Source organism: Sphingomonas sp. 28-62-11 (genome assembly GCF_002278865.1).
Taxonomy (GTDB): domain Bacteria; phylum Pseudomonadota; class Alphaproteobacteria; order Sphingomonadales; family Sphingomonadaceae; genus Sphingomonas.
The window spans coordinates 1-16,136 of record NZ_NCGB01000060.1 but is presented as its reverse complement, the minus strand read 5'-3'; the positions used below and the strand labels follow the sequence as shown (position 1 = coordinate 16,136).

General features: G+C 61.2%; 22 protein-coding genes. 5 read left to right on the top strand and 17 right to left on the bottom strand.

Going from position 1 to position 16,136, the window contains the following annotated elements:
* The first annotated feature begins 205 nt into the window (after positions 1 to 205).
* The 3 genes from der to B7Y49_RS14395 are packed head-to-tail and all read left to right on the top strand — an operon-like array spanning position 206 to position 2,289.
* Positions 206 to 1,573, top strand: coding sequence for a ribosome biogenesis GTPase Der (gene der / locus B7Y49_RS14405; RefSeq protein ID WP_374128295.1), 1,368 nt, complete (start codon positions 206 to 208; stop codon positions 1,571 to 1,573).
* On the top strand, positions 1,570 to 1,815 hold the full coding sequence (locus B7Y49_RS14400; protein ID WP_374128294.1) for a sulfurtransferase TusA family protein: 246 nt from the start codon (positions 1,570 to 1,572) through the stop codon (positions 1,813 to 1,815). The genes der and B7Y49_RS14400 overlap by 4 nt, the downstream gene beginning before the upstream one ends.
* Positions 1,816 to 1,872: 57 nt before the next feature.
* Entirely contained in the window at positions 1,873 to 2,289 is a 417-nt protein-coding gene (locus B7Y49_RS14395) for an Hpt domain-containing protein (RefSeq protein WP_374128299.1), read from the top strand.
* Between the two features lie 4 nt (positions 2,290 to 2,293).
* Here the strand turns inward: B7Y49_RS14395 and bfr are convergent, their stop codons facing one another.
* The 7 genes from bfr to purL form a co-directional block, all read right to left on the bottom strand.
* Positions 2,294 to 2,779, bottom strand: coding sequence for a bacterioferritin (gene bfr, locus B7Y49_RS14390; protein ID WP_374128293.1), 486 nt, complete (start codon positions 2,777 to 2,779; stop codon positions 2,294 to 2,296).
* A 51-nt stretch (positions 2,780 to 2,830) separates the two neighbouring features.
* On the bottom strand, positions 2,831 to 3,001 hold the full coding sequence (locus B7Y49_RS14385; protein WP_374128298.1) for a bacterioferritin-associated ferredoxin: 171 nt from the start codon (positions 2,999 to 3,001) through the stop codon (positions 2,831 to 2,833).
* Between the two features lie 94 nt (positions 3,002 to 3,095).
* Entirely contained in the window at positions 3,096 to 3,506 is a 411-nt protein-coding gene (locus tag B7Y49_RS14380) for a hypothetical protein (RefSeq protein WP_374128292.1), read from the bottom strand.
* The gene (locus B7Y49_RS14375; RefSeq protein WP_374128291.1) at positions 3,503 to 4,177 is read right to left on the bottom strand and encodes a nitroreductase family protein; all 675 of its coding nucleotides are present in this window, start codon (positions 4,175 to 4,177) and stop codon (positions 3,503 to 3,505) included. Before B7Y49_RS14375 ends, B7Y49_RS14380 begins: the two co-directional genes overlap by 4 nt.
* Before the next feature lie 74 nt (positions 4,178 to 4,251).
* Positions 4,252 to 4,767: a hypothetical protein gene (locus B7Y49_RS14370; RefSeq protein WP_374128290.1), complete on the bottom strand. Its 516-nt coding sequence runs from the start codon at positions 4,765 to 4,767 to the stop codon at positions 4,252 to 4,254.
* A gap of 111 nt (positions 4,768 to 4,878) precedes the next feature.
* On the bottom strand, positions 4,879 to 5,322 hold the full coding sequence (locus B7Y49_RS14365; RefSeq protein ID WP_374128289.1) for a hypothetical protein: 444 nt from the start codon (positions 5,320 to 5,322) through the stop codon (positions 4,879 to 4,881).
* 93 nt (positions 5,323 to 5,415) lie between these two features.
* Positions 5,416 to 7,611 (bottom strand): phosphoribosylformylglycinamidine synthase subunit PurL, encoded by a 2,196-nt coding sequence (purL, locus tag B7Y49_RS14360; RefSeq protein ID WP_374128297.1) that lies wholly within the window; start codon positions 7,609 to 7,611, stop codon positions 5,416 to 5,418.
* A 129-nt stretch (positions 7,612 to 7,740) separates the two neighbouring features.
* On the opposite strand from purL, the gene B7Y49_RS14355 reads away from it, so the two are divergent.
* Positions 7,741 to 8,292, top strand: coding sequence for a tetratricopeptide repeat protein (locus B7Y49_RS14355; protein WP_374128288.1), 552 nt, complete (start codon positions 7,741 to 7,743; stop codon positions 8,290 to 8,292).
* A gap of 14 nt (positions 8,293 to 8,306) precedes the next feature.
* On the opposite strand, the gene B7Y49_RS14350 is transcribed toward B7Y49_RS14355, so the two are convergent.
* From B7Y49_RS14350 to aroQ, 9 genes are read right to left on the bottom strand one after another with little or no spacing between them, the layout of a single operon-like run.
* The gene (locus tag B7Y49_RS14350; RefSeq protein WP_374128296.1) at positions 8,307 to 8,969 is read right to left on the bottom strand and encodes an MIP/aquaporin family protein; all 663 of its coding nucleotides are present in this window, start codon (positions 8,967 to 8,969) and stop codon (positions 8,307 to 8,309) included.
* Between the two features lie 5 nt (positions 8,970 to 8,974).
* A complete protein-coding gene (gene arsC / locus B7Y49_RS14345) occupies positions 8,975 to 9,331 on the bottom strand; it encodes an arsenate reductase family protein (RefSeq protein WP_374128287.1) in 357 nt (118 codons plus the stop codon).
* Positions 9,331 to 9,756: an ArsI/CadI family heavy metal resistance metalloenzyme gene (locus B7Y49_RS14340; RefSeq protein ID WP_374128286.1), complete on the bottom strand. Its 426-nt coding sequence runs from the start codon at positions 9,754 to 9,756 to the stop codon at positions 9,331 to 9,333. The genes arsC and B7Y49_RS14340 overlap by 1 nt, the downstream gene beginning before the upstream one ends.
* On the bottom strand, positions 9,753 to 10,091 hold the full coding sequence (locus B7Y49_RS14335) for a helix-turn-helix transcriptional regulator (protein ID WP_374128285.1): 339 nt from the start codon (positions 10,089 to 10,091) through the stop codon (positions 9,753 to 9,755). The genes B7Y49_RS14340 and B7Y49_RS14335 overlap by 4 nt, the downstream gene beginning before the upstream one ends.
* Positions 10,092 to 10,126: 35 nt before the next feature.
* Positions 10,127 to 10,807: a hypothetical protein gene (locus B7Y49_RS14330; protein ID WP_374128284.1), complete on the bottom strand. Its 681-nt coding sequence runs from the start codon at positions 10,805 to 10,807 to the stop codon at positions 10,127 to 10,129.
* A complete protein-coding gene (locus B7Y49_RS14325) occupies positions 10,807 to 11,775 on the bottom strand; it encodes an alpha/beta fold hydrolase (protein ID WP_374128283.1) in 969 nt (322 codons plus the stop codon). Before B7Y49_RS14325 ends, B7Y49_RS14330 begins: the two co-directional genes overlap by 1 nt.
* A 50-nt stretch (positions 11,776 to 11,825) precedes the next feature.
* Positions 11,826 to 13,184, bottom strand: coding sequence for an acetyl-CoA carboxylase biotin carboxylase subunit (gene accC / locus B7Y49_RS14320; RefSeq protein WP_374128282.1), 1,359 nt, complete (start codon positions 13,182 to 13,184; stop codon positions 11,826 to 11,828).
* Between the two features lies 1 nt (position 13,185).
* A complete protein-coding gene (gene accB / locus B7Y49_RS14315) occupies positions 13,186 to 13,671 on the bottom strand; it encodes an acetyl-CoA carboxylase biotin carboxyl carrier protein subunit (protein ID WP_374128281.1) in 486 nt (161 codons plus the stop codon).
* A gap of 36 nt (positions 13,672 to 13,707) precedes the next feature.
* Positions 13,708 to 14,142, bottom strand: a complete 435-nt coding sequence (aroQ, locus tag B7Y49_RS14310) for a type II 3-dehydroquinate dehydratase (RefSeq protein WP_374128280.1) — start codon at positions 14,140 to 14,142, stop codon at positions 13,708 to 13,710.
* Positions 14,143 to 14,192: 50 nt separating this feature from the next.
* Between aroQ and thiS the strand changes: the two genes are divergently transcribed.
* A complete protein-coding gene (gene thiS / locus B7Y49_RS14305; protein ID WP_374128279.1) occupies positions 14,193 to 15,197 on the top strand; it encodes a bifunctional sulfur carrier protein/thiazole synthase protein in 1,005 nt (334 codons plus the stop codon).
* A gap of 324 nt (positions 15,198 to 15,521) precedes the next feature.
* Here thiS and B7Y49_RS14300 read toward each other — a convergent pair whose 3' ends face one another.
* Positions 15,522 to 16,115 (bottom strand): trans-aconitate 2-methyltransferase, encoded by a 594-nt coding sequence (locus tag B7Y49_RS14300; protein ID WP_374128278.1) that lies wholly within the window; start codon positions 16,113 to 16,115, stop codon positions 15,522 to 15,524.
* Between the last annotated feature and the right edge of the window lie 21 nt (positions 16,116 to 16,136).

Below are 16,136 nucleotides of genomic sequence, written 5' to 3'. Positions count from 1 at the left end.
AAATTCCGAGTGGCAGATCGTGCCCGTTTCGCCCGCCACGGGCCAAAAAGGCGAGATCATCAAGGGCAGTTCGGCGTTCAGCCTGCCGCCATTGGTGGCCAACAACATTTTGTACACGATCGACAGCAAGGGGCGCATTTCCGCCTATCGTTGATGGTTTTTCACGGCGGGTGGCGAAAATCGGCAACGGCGCTACAAGGCGCCGATGTCTAAACTTCCCGTCGTCGCAATCATTGGCCGTCCTAATGTCGGCAAATCCACCTTGTTCAACCGGCTCGTCGGCAAAAAGCTCGCGCTGGTTGACGATCGCCCCGGCGTTACGCGTGACCGGCGGGAGGGTGATGCCCATCTGATCGGCCTCGATTTCCGCATCATCGATACGGCCGGCTATGAAGATGAGGACCCGGCCTCGCTGCCTGGCCGAATGCGTCAGCAGACCGAGGCCGCGGTGAAAATGGCCGATGTGGCGCTGTTCCTGATCGACGCGCGCGTTGGTCTGGTGCCGCTTGACGAAGAAATCGCACGCTGGTTGCGCGGCTCCACCACGCCAATCGTGTTGGTCGCCAACAAGGCGGAAGGCCGCGCCGGTGAGGCGGGCGTGCTTGATTCGCTGTCGCTGGGGCTGGGCGATCCGGTGCAGTTATCCGCCGAACATGGCGAAGGGCTGGGCGATTTGTTCGACGCATTGTTTCCTCACCTTGAAGGCAAAGTGATCGAAGACGATGCGGTTGAGGAAGACGATAACCCCAATGCCGTCCTCAAGCTGGCGATTGTCGGGCGGCCAAATGCGGGCAAATCGACACTGATCAATCGCATCCTGGGGGAAGATCGTCTCATTACCGGGCCGGAAGCGGGCATTACCCGCGATTCGATAGCCATCGACTGGGAATGGCCCAATCCAGCGGGCGGCACGCGTGCCGTTCGGCTCATCGACACAGCCGGCATGCGCAAGCGCGCCAATGTCCAGGACAAGCTCGAAAAACTGTCGGTTGCCGATGCGCTGCACGCGATCGATTTTGCCGAAGTCGTCGTGCTGCTGCTCGATGCTACTCGGGGTCTGGAGGTGCAGGACCTGAAGATCGCCGATCGTGCGCTGCAGGAAGGCCGTGCGCTGGTGATCGCGCTCAACAAATGGGATGTCGCTGAGGATGCGAGCAGGCTTTTCAACGGCGTGCGGGCTGCACTTGATGAGGGGCTGGCTCAGGTGCGCGGCGTTCCGTTGCTCACAATCTCTGGCGCCACCGGCAAGGGCATTGATCAGCTGATTGCCGCTGCGTTCGAAACCCGTGAGGCCTGGTCGCGACGCGTTGGCACAGGCGAACTCAACCGCTGGTTCGAACGCGCGATCGAGGCCAACCCGCCACCGGCGCCCGGGGGCAAGCGAATCAAGCTGCGCTATTTGACCCAAGCGAAAACGCGGCCGCCTGGCTTTGTGCTGTTCGGTACGCGCGTCGATCAGTTGCCTGAGAGCTATCAGCGTTACTTGATCAACGGGATCCGACGCGATCTGGGGTTTGGTGCGGTGCCGGTGCGCTTGACGCTGCGGGCACCAAAGAATCCGTTCGATCAGTGACGGTGCATATCGACGCGCGCGGGATGCGGTGCCCTTGGCCCGCGATTCGGTTGGCGCGGGCGCTGCGCGCGGGAGTTCTGCCAATCGAGATCATTGCCGATGACCCGGCTGCGACGCGAGAGCTTACCGCGGTGGCTAAAGCAGCTGGGCTAACCATTCAGCCGATATCGAATGGCTTAGACACAGTTTTTCGTATTGCCGCATCCGATGGCGTCAACGTCTCGTTTACCCGCGCCCTGTAATTACAGCCTGAGACCTTCGCTCTATTTCAGGGTGCGATGGAGGAGCAATTCGTGACGATGCACGGGAACATGCTGGTCGATTGGGATGCCTTTACGCAGGCGCGCAGCGAGCTGGGTGCCGGTTTTGTGCGAATCCTTGGCTATTTTCAGGAAGACGGGATCAAATCGGTCGCTGCGATCGAGGAGGCGATGCGTGCGGGCAGTGCCGCCGCGCTCGTCCTGCCTGCCCATACGCTGAAAGGAGAGGCGCGGCAGTTCGGGGCAGAGCCGCTTGGCTTGTTGGCCGAAAAGATCGAGACGATCGCGCGAACCTGCGTTGAAAAGCGGGATACGCCCGATGCCGCTCTGGAACATGTTGTCCGCCTGCGCGAGCTGTTCGAATCGACCCTGGCATTGTTGCTGCGCGAGGCGAACCCGCTGGTCGAGCGCCGCCCGGTCAGCGGCTTTGGCCGCCGTGCCGTGGGGGGCATGTAACGCTCTAGTCGTCGCCCATTTCGGCGCGGCTGTTAAGCTGAATATAGTTTTGCAGGCCCATCCGCTCGATCATGTCGAACTGCCGGTCGAGCATGTCGAGATGATCCTCCTCATTGCTCAGGATCATGGCGAATAGATCGCGCGACACATAATCGCGGACTTTTTCGGCATGTTCCACAGCATCCCGAAGCGTCGCAATCGCCTCGACTTCAAGCGCGTGATCGCTGCGGAGAATCTCCTCCACCGTTTCACCGATTCGCAGCCGCCCGAGCAGCTGAAAATTGGGGAGCCCCTCCAGAAACAGGATGCGTTCCGCCAGCTTGTCGGCGTGCTTCATCTCGTCAATTGATTCATGGCGCTCAAGCGCGGCCAGTTTGGTGACGCCCCAATTATCGAGCATCCGGTAATGGAGCCAATATTGGTTGACGGCGGTCAGCTCGTTCTTGAGCACCTCGTTCAGATACTCGATGACCTTCGCATCACCCTTCATCACCAATCTCCATTTGCGCTGTACGCAGATGACCGGCTTCCGTCCGGGCCGTCAAGCCACTGCGCGTTCCTGATCGATGATCGAGCGGGCAAAGGGGACGCACTGGCCGCATTTGGGTTGGCGACCGAGCGCGCGATACGCGGCACAGGCGCTGGTGGCACCATCACGCGCAGCCTGACGAACTTCGCGTTCACGGATCGCATTGCAGACACAGACGACCATTGTCACCCTCGCTCTCTGGTGACTGTATGGAGCTAATGAGAGTGATTCGCAATCATTTATTGCGTCGCATTCGCATTAATCTGCTGATGCCGGTCTACCGCAGTTCGCGTCGGATCATGAGCTTCAAGCCGGACCATGTGGCGTCCACCGCACATACTTTTACATCGACGAAGCCAGTTGGAAGCGCGCATTCGCGAATAACATCTTCGGTCAAATCAGTGGCGACCTTCGATGCCTTTTTGGGCCACGATACCCACAAGAAGCCGCTTGGTGTGAGCAACGGCCGGATCGTCGTAATCGCGCTCATGAGTGCAGCGCGCTCAGTCACGAAGATTTGGGCCGCTTCCATTCCCTGCACCGGTAATGAAAGAACGCCGATGCCGTTCGCCTCTGGGGCTATTTCCGCCTTGATCTGGGCAGGCATGGAAGCATCGAACCAGACGACCATCCCAGCCTTGAAGCCCAGTTTCTTGATCAGCGGGGTGCCGGAATAGCCTGCCGTCATAGCCAGTTCGAAATTTGCTCGAGCGGTTTCTTGCGGAGCGCATGGAGCGGCACAGTGGCATTAGGCGCTGCATGGCCTGCGACGACGATCATCATTGCTTTTTCCGATGGCGGGCGCTGGCATACGCGGTTCAGGAAACGCATCGGATTCGGCGTGTGGGTGAGCGTGGCAATGTTTGCGGCATGGAGCGCCGCCAACAAAAAGCCGGCGGCGATGCCGACGCTCTCGTTGACATAGTAATTCTGCATATCGTCGCCGGGGTCGATCCCGCCACGGCGCTGGCCGAATACCACGATCAGCCAAGGGGCCACTTCAAGGTAATTCTTGTCGGCATCGGTGCCGAGAGGACTGAGCGCGGCCAGCCATTCATCGCCAGCCTTCCCCGCATAGAATGCGCGCTCTTCTTCCTCGGCTGCTGCCCGAATCGCGGTCTTGATCGCAGGAGTGCCAATGACCGCGAAGTGCCACGGCTGGTGATTGGCGCCTGACGGCGCGGTGCCGGCTGCCTCGATTGCCGCTTCGATCAGGGCGCGGGGAACGGGCGCTTCACTGAAATAACGACAGGTCCGCCGGGTGCGGAGGTGATCGCGCAGCGCGAGCGCACGCGCGATGCGGACTTCGTCGGCTATAGTGGGAAGCCCGGGCCAGGGCATGGCAGGATGATCGATCATCTGCACGTCATACGACGGTCAAAGCACACCAGACCAGCGCCAGGGTGCGATGCCGTCGCCGATAGGGTCGATAATCAATCCCGCCGTGCGGCGAGTTTTGCAACCATAGCGATAGGTGCTGCCACCAAAAAGATGTGGCGCAGCAACGGGCCGATGATGTCGACCGGAGTCGTTCCGGGCACACGATCGGGCCAGCGCAGTGGCAGAACGATCCAGATCATGATGAAACCGAGGATCAACCCATAGCCAAAAATGCTGATTTCGGGGGTGCTATTGACCAACGGGATGCGCGCTGCGGCGATCAGATACACCAGCACCATCACGGCAATGATTCCGAAATGGACGGCAGCGCCGATGATCAGCAATTGCTGCGGGTCGGCAATTGTTGCTGGATCGATCACGGCGGAAGCGATGGCACGCAGCACGCTCTCAGGCGTGCTACCAGCAAGATGAGCAATCCCGATCTGCCCGGCCAGATCAGCAATTCCGGCAAGCAGCGTGCCGCCGATCAGCGCCGCAATGAAGCCGACGACGCTATAGGTCGTCGGTTTTGCAGGGATATACCAGGAATTGCGCGTTGCCGTTGCCATTGTCGAACACCCCGAATCCGGCGTTAATCATATCACCGTGATCGTTTCGGGTCCAGCGAGCGACGCTGGCAGGTTGTGCCAGATCGGCAACACTTCCGAGTTTTCAGGGGGTCAGCGAAGCCAGCCGCGACGGTTGGCGTGCAGGGACAGCATCAGCAGGCCGACAGCAATCGCGACAACAATGGTCAGGATGACAATTTGCGGGGTGCCAAAGGCGGCAAATACGCCTTCCGTAATATCACCAATATACAGCGCAATGTAGCCAACCAGCGACATGCCAAACAGCGTGGTGGCGAGGCGCCGCCCCGCGAGGAGCAGGAAAGATCCTGCCAATCCGCCGAATACGCCGATTCCGAAAACGATGGTCATCCAGCCGGGCGGCGATGCGTAAAAATTTGCCTGGTCTGCCGTCATCCCCTTGGCCATCAGCATCGCAGGGGCTGCCGATACCTGCCCCCAGAACTGAATCACGCCGAACACATTCCAGGCAGCCCCCATTGCTGCCACCGCGCGGATAAGGACGGACATCCGGCCCGCGCTGTCGGTTATTTGCATATCGCTTCTCCGTCCATAGGCCGATCGGATTGATCGGCTTTCAATGGCGGAGACGGACAACACGGCGTTGAATCGACAGCATCGCGCAAAAAATTATGCGGCGGGCGCACCCATTAGCGCAGGGAAGAAGCCCTGATGGGCGGTACGAAGGTCAACCAGGCTGACGACATGGTCGGTCGCCGGGCATTCGATGATCAGCCGGTTGGCAATGGTGCGGCCGATCCGCTCGACATTGACGCCGGCATCGATCGACGCATGCAGAAAATCGTTCAGCAGTTCGTCGCGGACGGTCGCGACATAAAGCGCCTGATCCTCAGCGAAATAGGTGGGTGCCAGCCCATAGGGCAAAGGCGCGCTGATCATCGCGCCAATGTTCCCCGCGAGCGCCATTTCGGCGATCGTGACGATCAGGCCGCCGTCGGATACATCATGTACCGCGCTGAGCGCGCCTTTTTCGATCTGCGCGCGGACGAAATCGCCATTGGCGCGCTCGGCGGTCAGGTCGACGCGGGGCGGGGGCCCCTCCTCTCGACCATGAAGCTCGCGCAACCATAGCGACTGGCCGAGATGATAGGCAGGCGTACCAATGAGTACGATGACGTCGCCGGTGCCTTTAAAGGCAATCGTGGCTGATTTGGTCCAGTCGGCCAGCAACCCAACACCACCGATCGCCGGGGTTGGAAGGATGGCGCTGCCGCTGCCGTCGTCATTCTTGGTTTCGTTGTAGAGCGACACATTGCCGCTCACGATCGGGAAATCGAGCGCGGCGCAGGCCGCCGCCATGCCCTCGATACAGCCGACGAACTGACCCATGATCTCGGGCCGCTGCGGGTTGCCGAAATTCATGCAATCGGTCGTGGCGAGCGGCTTCGCTCCGACCGCGCAAAGATTGCGATAGGCCTCTGCAATGGCCTGTTTCCCGCCCTCGACTGGATCGGCGAAGCAGTAACGAGGCGTGCAATCGGTGGTAATGGCAAGTGCCTTGTTCGTGCCGTGGACGCGCACCACCGCGGAGTCGCCGCCGGGGGGCTGGACGGTGTCGCCGCCCACTTTCTGGTCATATTGCTCCCAGATCCAGCGCCGGCTGGCGAGATCGGGCGAGGCCATGAGCGCAAGCAGATCGGCGGCGACATCGCTGCATTCGGGGACATCGACCAGCGCCTTGGCAGGCGGGGTGGGCACCCATGGCCGGTCATAGGCGGGCGCATCATCGGCGAGCGGGCCGAGTGGGATGTCGGCAACCGTCTCGCCGTGATGGACGAGAACCATGCGACCGGTATCCGTCACTTCGCCGATCACCGCGAAATCCAGTTCCCATTTGCGGAAAATAGCTTCGGCGAAGTCCTCGCGGCCGGGCTTGAGGACCATCAGCATGCGCTCCTGGCTCTCGCTCAGCATCATTTCGTACGCAGTCATGCCGGTTTCGCGCTGCGGGACCTTGTCCATGTCGAGCCGGATGCCGACGCCGCCCTTCGACGCCATTTCCACCGACGAGGAGGTGAGGCCGGCGGCCCCCATGTCCTGAATGGCGACGATTGCGTCGCTCGCCATCAGTTCCAGACACGCCTCGATCAGCAATTTCTCGGTAAATGGGTCGCCGACCTGGACCGTCGGGCGCTTTTCCTCCGAATCTTCGGAAAAATCGGCGCTGGCCATCGTTGCGCCGTGAATGCCGTCGCGTCCGGTTTTCGAGCCAACATAAACGATCGAGTTGCCGACGCCGGATGCCGCCGAATAAAAGATCTTGTCCTGATCGGCGATGCCGACCGTCATTGCGTTGACCAAGATGTTGCCGTCATAGGCCCGATGGAAATTCACCTCGCCGCCAACGGTTGGCACGCCGACGCAATTGCCATAGCCGCCGATGCCATGGACCACGCCCGCGATCAGGTGGCGCATCTTGGGGTGATCGGGCCGCCCGAAGCGGAGCGCGTTCATGTTGGCCACCGGCCGCGCGCCCATCGTGAACACGTCGCGCAAAATGCCGCCAACACCAGTCGCGGCGCCCTGATAGGGCTCAATATAACTCGGGTGGTTGTGGCTCTCCATCTTGAAGATCGCCGCCTGACCATCGCCGATATCGATCACGCCTGCATTTTCGCCTGGGCCGCAGATCACCTGCGGGCCAGTAGTCGGTAGTTTTTTCAGATGGACGCGGCTCGATTTATAGCTGCAATGCTCGGACCACATCACCGAAAAGATGCCGAGCTCGGTCAGGTTCGGCTCACGCCCCATCGCGGTAAGGACGCGCTCATATTCTTCCGGGGACAGCCCGTGTTGGGCGACGATCTGCGATCATGACTAACATTGCTAGTTAATACACTATTCGGTAAAACTAAGTCATGATAAACGTCGCAAACAGCATTTAGTGACGTTTGCTTGATAATATCGCCTCGTTCGATTTTGCGAGGGGATAACATGAAACGCCAAATCACCATCGATGATGCTTGGGTATCAGACGGTTCGGAGAAGACATCTCAGCGGCTCATCAAGCCGCTTTCCTTTATACCGATGTTCGCACGGGGCGGCGACACGCTGCAGCGTCTGGCCGCCGAAGCAAAGCGCCGCCCGGACGATGCCAGTGCGTTCGAGAAGCTTGGCATCGCCTATGCCAATGCTGGGGATCATGTCCAAGCGGCGCAGGCCCTGACCGAATCAGTGGCGATTGATCCCAGCCGAAGCCGTGCTTGGTCGGCATTAGGAGAAGCGCAGACCCGCGTCGCCGGGGCAGAGCAGGGCCCGATCCCGCATGCCGCCCGCCGATCGTTCGAACAAGCGCTGGCACTTGATCCGGAAGATGTTCGCGCACAATTCTATCTTGCGGTCGACAAGGATGCAGAGGGCGCGCGTGAGCAGGCGATAGAAGACTGGATGAATCTGCTTCGCACGGTTCGCCACGGCTCTGGCCCGGACGAAAAGATACGTGCCGCCATTTTGGCCTCGTTATCGCGCGAGATGCAGACCGACTAATCGGGCAGTCAGGTTCAGCCAGTCGCTGGTGCTGTGGCATGGGCACGCGGCACCAGCCAAGTGGAAAACCGCCATCCTGCCAAGGCACCGGCGAATTGAGCGATGATGAAACCGGGCGCATCCAGCGGCCGGATTCCCGCAAAACTATCCGTCAGTGCCCGCGCGATCGTAATTGCCGGATTGGCAAAGCTCGTTGATGCGGTGAACCAGTAGCCCGCAACGATCCACAGCGCCACCAGCGCCGGCACGGCATCGGGGCGCTGGCGACTGCCAACGACGATGGTGAACAGCAAGCCAAAGGTCGCGACGAACTCCCCGATCCACTGGCCGGGACCGGTCCGGATTTTCGACCCGAACTCGATTAGCGGCATTTCGAACATCGCGTGCACGATCAACACGCCGATGATGCCGCCCGACAGTTGTGCGAGGGTAAAGGGTAGCCAGTCACATCGTGCGCCGAGCAATATCGTCACCGCCGGATTGAAATGCGCGCCTGAAACCGGCCCCAGCAGCGTGATGAGCACATAGAGCACGGCGCCTGTCGAAGCTGTGTTGCCGATCAGCGCGACCGCGACATTGCCACCCGCCAGCCGCTCGGCCATCACGCCCGAGCCGACGACGGTTGCGAACAAGATCAGCGAGCCGATGAACTCCGCCGCCAGCGCACGGTTGGTCACTGGGTTCACAAAATTTCGTGCACGGTCTCGGGCGGGCGGCAAAGCCGGACACCCTTGTCGGTTTCGACCAGCGGGCGCTGTATCAGCGCCGGATGCGCCATCATCGCGTCCAGGATCGTCGCTTCATCGGCATCCTTGAGCCCAAGGTCGGCGACCAGTTCGGCGGCCGGGGAATTGGTGGTCCGCATCGCCTGACGGTGTGTCAGCCCAGCGTCGCGGTGCAGTTGCACGAGCTTGTCGCGAGCCGGTGGGTCTTTCAGATATTCGATGACCGTCAGCTCGATTCCTGCCGTTTCCTGCAGGATCGCCACCGTGCTGCGCGAGGTGCCACAGGCCGGATTATGCCAGATCGTTGCTCTCATTACGCGCAGCCGCAGGCCGATTTGGCGGTCAGCGCATCGATCGTCGCCGAGGTGCCATAAGTGGTCGATTCGCCCTGCGTCAGAAAGGTTTCCCACACCACGCCTTGTGGATCGGTGATCCAGCTCTTTTCGGATTTGGCATAGCAGCAGGTCGTTTCTCCTTCCTCGACGACGGGCGCATCGGCCTTGGCGATCCGGGAATAGACTTCGGCGAGTTCGCCGGCATCCTCGACCTGGATGCCGAGATGTTCGACGCCTGCCGCAGTGCCGCGTGCTGAAATCGCAAAATTCACACGGGGGTCATCGAGCATCCACTTGGCGTAATCGGGCTTGATCACCGTCGGCTCGGTCGCGAACAGCGTCGAGTAAAAGTCGACCGAGCGATCGAGATCATCGACAGCGACATGGACATGCAAGCGTTTCATGCGGCGTTCCTTTCGGTGGGGCGTTCGGCTTCGGCAGGCGCGCAATCTGCGCCGCCACAGCAGTTTTCGGTGAGGTAGCGAACAAGCCCAGTCATCGCGGCAAAATCGGCGGTGTAGATGATGGATCGTCCGGCGCGGGTCGGCTGGATCAATCCCGCGCGCTCAAGCTGGGCCAGATGAAATGACAGCGACGATGCAGGAACCGAAAGCAACACCGCAATCTCGCCCGCCGCCAACCCCTTCGGTCCCGCCGCGACAAGCGCGCGGAATGCAGCCAGCCGGTGTGGCTGGGCGAGTGCACTGAGCGCGGTGATGATCGGGCCCGAGTCGTTCATTTCGATAATTCGAATAATATCGAAATGATTAAGGGTCAATGCCCCGGCTTCACTCGCAAATCACGCCCGCTCGCCATCCACCAGGCGATCGCAGCCATCAGAACATAAGCGAACAGACCCAACGGGGCCATTTCAACGGGGGGTGGATCGATGATCGTGGTTGGCTGCGGGCCGAACCAGTTGAACGCCTGCAAGCCTGCCATCACGAGCGCGAGGAGCCAGGGGCCAAACCGGCCCGCTGCTCCAGTGGCGTGGGTGCGGGACAGATACCAGGCAAGCCCGCCATAAGCGAAGAACAGCTCCAGCGGCATTTCGATCAGGGGGTAGTTCCACAGCCCGAACCCGAATTTGGGGGGAGTGCCGATGATCGTCAGATCTTGCGTATGAACGAGCAGGTCGATCACCCAGTGGGAGAGCACGACGATGCCGCCAATCGCCGCGGTTGCTGTGCTGCGCGTCAACATCAGGATCAGGATGGCCAGCCCGACGCTCCAGGCGATCGCGCCGACCAGCGAATGCGTCCAGGGCATCCAGTACAGGTCCATCGGGTTCATCGCGGTCATGCCCGGCACCAGCCGTGCTTTCTCGATGCCTGCGATCAGGAAACCGAAAAAGCCGAAATCGATCAACTGGGCTGCGACGAACAGCGTGCCGAGCGGCGGCGCCTTGGGCTGGGTCGCCGCCACGAAAGACACGCCATAATGGCCGATGAACATTACTTCGCTCCGGCGGTGGGTCGGGTTTTCAGTTCCATGAAGCGGTACACGTCGGCCGCGCTTTGATCGGCGCGTTCTTCCATCGGGATATGGCCGGTTTTGGGATAGATGATCAGTTCGGCCCCGGCGATCCGCTTGGCGAGCCAGCGACCGGATGAGGCGGGGATCAACTGGTCCTCATCCCCCCACAGGATCAGCGTCGGCGTCTTGATCCGCGCCAGCTTGGCGTCGGTGGCGTAATCGGGCTTGGTGGCGAACCGATCGATCGTGGCCTCGCGGTTGCCGGGATAGCGCAGCAATTCCCAATAGAGATCGATCGCCTTGTCGTCAGCCAGCTTTGGGTCGCTGAACGCTGCGGGCAAGCCGTCGGCAATCAGTGATCGCGGCGTGATCATTGTCGCGAGATTGCGCACCACCGGCAGCCGCGCGATCCGGAAGGCGAGCGGAGGGTTCTGGTTATTGGGCTCGGGCTGGCCCGACGCATCGACCAGGACCAGCCCGGTCAGATGCTCCGGATACGACAGCGCATAATGCCACGCGACGCCGCCGCCCATCGAATTGCCGCCGAGCACCATTTTGTCGACGCCCAGCTTGGCGCGCACTTTCTCGACCACATCGACAAAAGCAACCGCGCTGTAGAGCTTGGCGGGGCTCGGCCCCGTCAAGCCGTGCCCGGGCAGGTCGAAACGGATGATGCGATACCGTTCGCCCAGTCGTTTCGCCCAGGGTTCCCAGGTATGCAGCGACGCGTTGGAGCCGTGGATCAGCATCAACACCGGCGCATCGCGCGGGCCGGTGTCGCGCAGATGCACCGTCAACCCACCGCCCAGATCGACGAACTGTGATGGCGCTGCGCCATACTTCGCGCGCATCGCCGCCGGATCGGTATCGGGCGTGCGGAAATAAATGAAGGCAGCACTCGCCACGATCAGCAGAACGAGCAGCAGCCACCCCAAAAACTTGCGCATTCGCTATCCCCTGCGGCGTTGCCTATCGTCGATTGATCAGCCCGTGGTGCTCAGCTTTGATCGTCCTGCCGGGCCAGCCATTCCTCGAGCCACTTGATCGTATAATCGCCCTTCTGGAAATCAGGTTCGTCGAGCAGCGCCTGGTGGAGCGGGATCGTCGTTTTCATGCCGTCGATCACGAATTCCTTCAGCGCCCGGCGCAGGCGGCGCAGTGCGCCATTGCGGGTGGTGCCATAGACAATCAGCTTGGCGATCATGCTGTCGTAATAGGGGGGCACGCGGTACCCCGCATATAGCCCGCTATCGACGCGCACATTCATGCCTCCCGGTGCGTGGAACTGTTTCACCAGGCCAGGGGAGGGCGCGAAGGTGCGCGGGTCTTCGGCATTGATCCGGCATTCGATCGCATGGCCGCGAAACACCACGTCCTGCTGCCGCAGCGTCAGCGGATGCCCCTCGGCAATGCGGATCTGTTCGCGCACCAGATCAAGCCCGGTGATCATCTCCGTCACCGGATGTTCCACCTGCAGCCGGGTGTTCATTTCGATGAAATAGAACTCGCCGTCTTCCCAAAGAAACTCGATTGTTCCCGCGCCGCGATAGCCCATATCGGCCATTGCCTTGGAAACGATGCCGCCCATCCGCTCGCGATCTTCAGCGCCAAGCACGGGCGAGGGAGCTTCCTCGAGCACCTTCTGATGGCGGCGCTGGAGCGAGCAATCGCGCTCGCCCAGATGGATCGCGTTGCCATTGCCGTCGCCAAACACCTGGAATTCGATGTGGCGCGGATTGCCGAGATATTTTTCGAGATAAACGGTCGCGTCGCCAAAGGCCGCTTTCGCCTCGGTGCCGGCCTGCTGCATCTGGGTTTCGAGATCGGCAGCGTTGTTGACCACCTTCATGCCGCGACCGCCGCCGCCCGATGCCGCCTTGATGATGACGGGATAGCCGACGCGCTCGGCAATCGCCTTGGCTTCGGTGATTTCGCTGATCGCCCCATCCGATCCGGGGACGAGCGGCAGCCCGAGCGCGCCCGCAGTGCGCTTCGCCTCCACCTTGTCGCCCATTGTGCGGATATGTTCGGGTTTCGGGCCGACAAAAATGATGTCGTGCGCCTCGACGATTTCGGCGAACTTGGCGTTCTCGCTCAGAAAACCATAGCCCGGGTGGATCGCATCCGCGCCTGAGATCTCAGCAGCCGAAATGATGTTCGGGATGTTGAGATAGCTTTCGGTCGCTGCGGGCGGCCCGATGCAGATCGCTTGATCAGCCAGCCGCACATGCATGGCATCGGCATCGGCGGTCGAATGCACTGCGACGGTCTCGATGCCCATTTCGTGGCAGGCGCGGTGGATGCGGAGCGCAATTTCGCCGCGATTGGCGATCAACAGCTTCTTGATTTGCGCCATGTTATTCGACGACAACCAGTGGCTGATCGAACTCGACGGGCTGGCCATTTTCGACGAGCAGCGTCTTCACCGTCCCGCCCGATGGCGCGAGGATCGGGTTCATCACCTTCATCGCCTCGATGATCACCAGCGTATCGCCGGCGGCAACCTTGTCGCCGACCGACACGAATGGCTTCGCGCCCGGCTCTGCGGACAGGTAAACGGTGCCTACCATTGGCGATTTGACGGCATTAGCGCTGCTCGGCGCCGGGGCTGCTTCCATAGGGACAGCGACAGGCGCAGCGGGTGCAGCCGCTGGGGCAGGGGCATAAACCGGAGCCGGCGCCGCGGCCGCGACGGTCATGGTCCGCGCCACGCGCACCCGGCGGGGACCATCCTCAACCTCGATTTCGGTCAACTGCGTGTCATCAAGCAGTTCGGCCAACTGGCGTACCATCGCCACGTCGATCCGCATCGGTCCTTCGTCTGCCCCCGTATTCTCCGACATGCCTATCCCTTTTTCCCTGTTTGACCGCATGTCCTGTCAGAACCGCGCCGCCGCTTCAAGCGCCAGCAGATATGAAATCGCGCCGAAACCCGCGATCGTGCCTCGCGCAGCCTGGCCGACAAAGCTGGTGTGGCGGAATTCTTCGCGGGCATGCGGGTTGGACAGATGCACTTCGATTACCGGGGTGGTGACTGCCTTTACGGCATCGTGCAGCGCGATGGAGGTGTGGCCATAGCCCGCCGGGTTGAGAATAACCGCCTTCGCGCCGGTTGCCTGCGCTTCGTGGAGCCAGTCGATCAGATGCCCCTCATGGTTCGATTGCCGCATATCGATCGTCAGATCGAGTTTGCGGGCGCGGTCCTCCAGCATCCCGGCAATGTCATCCAGCGTATCATGCCCATAGATATCGGGCTCGCGCACGCCGAGCAGGTTGAGGTTCGGGCCGTTCAGAACGAAGACGGTATCGGTCAAAGCGATGGCTTTCGGTTGCGATCGGGCTTCGTACCCCATATCTGCCACCCATGCACAACGACAACATGGTTTTAGTCCACATCAATGGCGAGCCGCGCCGCGTTGGCGCCGGGCTCAGCCTGGCCGCCCTTGCCGAGCAGCTTGGCCTCGCGCCTGAAAAGGTCGCAGTCGAGCGCAATCTGGAGATCGTCCCCAGGTCGACTCTCGCCAACGTGTTTGTAGAGCCAGGAGACGCGCTGGAAATTGTCCACTTTGTCGGTGGCGGGGATCAACAGCCTAATCTTGGTGGGGACAGCTGGTCGGTCGCCGGGCGGACGTTTCGTTCAAGGCTGATCGTCGGCACGGGCAAATACAAGGATTTCGCGCAGAACGCAGCGGCACTGGAAGCATCTGGCGCAGAGATCGTCACCGTCGCGGTGCGGCGCGTGAACGTGTCCGATCCCAAGGCACCGATGCTGACCGATTTCATCGATCCTAAGAAGTTCACCTATCTGCCCAATACCGCCGGGTGTTTCACCGGGGATGATGCGGTGCGCACGCTGCGGCTGGCGCGCGAGGCGGGCGGCTGGGATCTGGTGAAGCTCGAAGTGCTGGGCGAGGCGAAAACGCTCTATCCCGACATGGTCGAAACGCTGCGTGCGACGGAGATTCTGGCCAAGGAAGGCTTTCTGCCGATGGTCTATTGCGTCGATGATCCCATCGCCGCAAAGCGCTTGGAGGATGCGGGCGCGGTTGCGATCATGCCACTCGGCGCACCGATCGGATCGGGGCTCGGCATCCAGAACCGCGTGACGATCCGGCTGATCGTTGAAGGCGCAAACGTGCCGGTGCTGGTCGATGCGGGCGTCGGCACTGCGTCCGACGCGGCCGTCGCGATGGAGCTTGGCTGTGACGGCGTGCTGATGAACACCGCGATCGCCGAGGCCAAGGATCCGATCATGATGGCCGCCGCGATGAAGCATGCGGTGGAGGCGGGTAGGCTCGCCTATCGCGCGGGCCGGATGGGGTTGCGGCGCTACGCTGATCCATCGAGCCCGCTTGCGGGATTGATTTGAGCGTGTAACCTTGACCGCTCATGGTCGCGCCATTGTTGACCGGAGAATTATCATGTTTCGTTTTCTGAAGGTCGCCGTTGTTGGTCTCGCCGTCACCGGCACGGCTGCTTACGCCGCGGCACCGACTGCATTCTCAGCAGCTTGCAGCGCGGCTTGCTCGGCCGCCTGTGCGGTGATGGGCATCGATTGCGGAATGCCAAACTGCTGATTTGAACGATTGGGTAGTGAAACCCGATCGAACGCTCAAATGAGAGTTCGGCTTGCAAGCGCGTCCGGCGCTGCCTGTTTGTGATATAACGGGGGCCGTATCCGCCAGTTTGGCGGTTAACGTTTGCGCACGAACCAGATTGTTCGACCACCACAGGCAGGGTCTTCGTGGCGGTGATCAATTTCGACCAGGTCGGCGCGCACAAAGGCCTCGCGATACTCATGGGGCTGCAACGCCTCCTGATACAGTGCGTCGATGCCGCTATTCGCTGATGACGGATTTTTCGCCGGGCCGGTGTTGAACAGTGCACGCCCTTCTGGTGTTAGCCACGCGCCGATCCGCTCGATCATCGCGGCTTGTTCGTCTCCGCGCAGATGGTACAGGCTGTCCCACGCCAATACGCCATCGTAAAACCCGTCCATCGCGACGCGGCGCATATCGGCGTTGATCCAGCGGTGGCGCGGGAACCGCGTGCGGCAGAGCCCGACCATCTTCGGTGAAACATCGACGCCGGAGATCATGAAGCCCTTGTCGATCAGGTGCCGCGACACCGGTTCGCCAGCGCCGCAACCCAGATCGAGGATGCGCCCGCCCTTGGGCAGGAGCTGGATGAAGCGATCGAGCCAGGCGCGTTCGGTGAATGATTTGCGGCGGTCGCTGTCGAACCTGCTGCTGTTGCGTTCGTAAAAGGCGGCAATCAGATCAGACAAACTTTATTCCCTGTTATCATG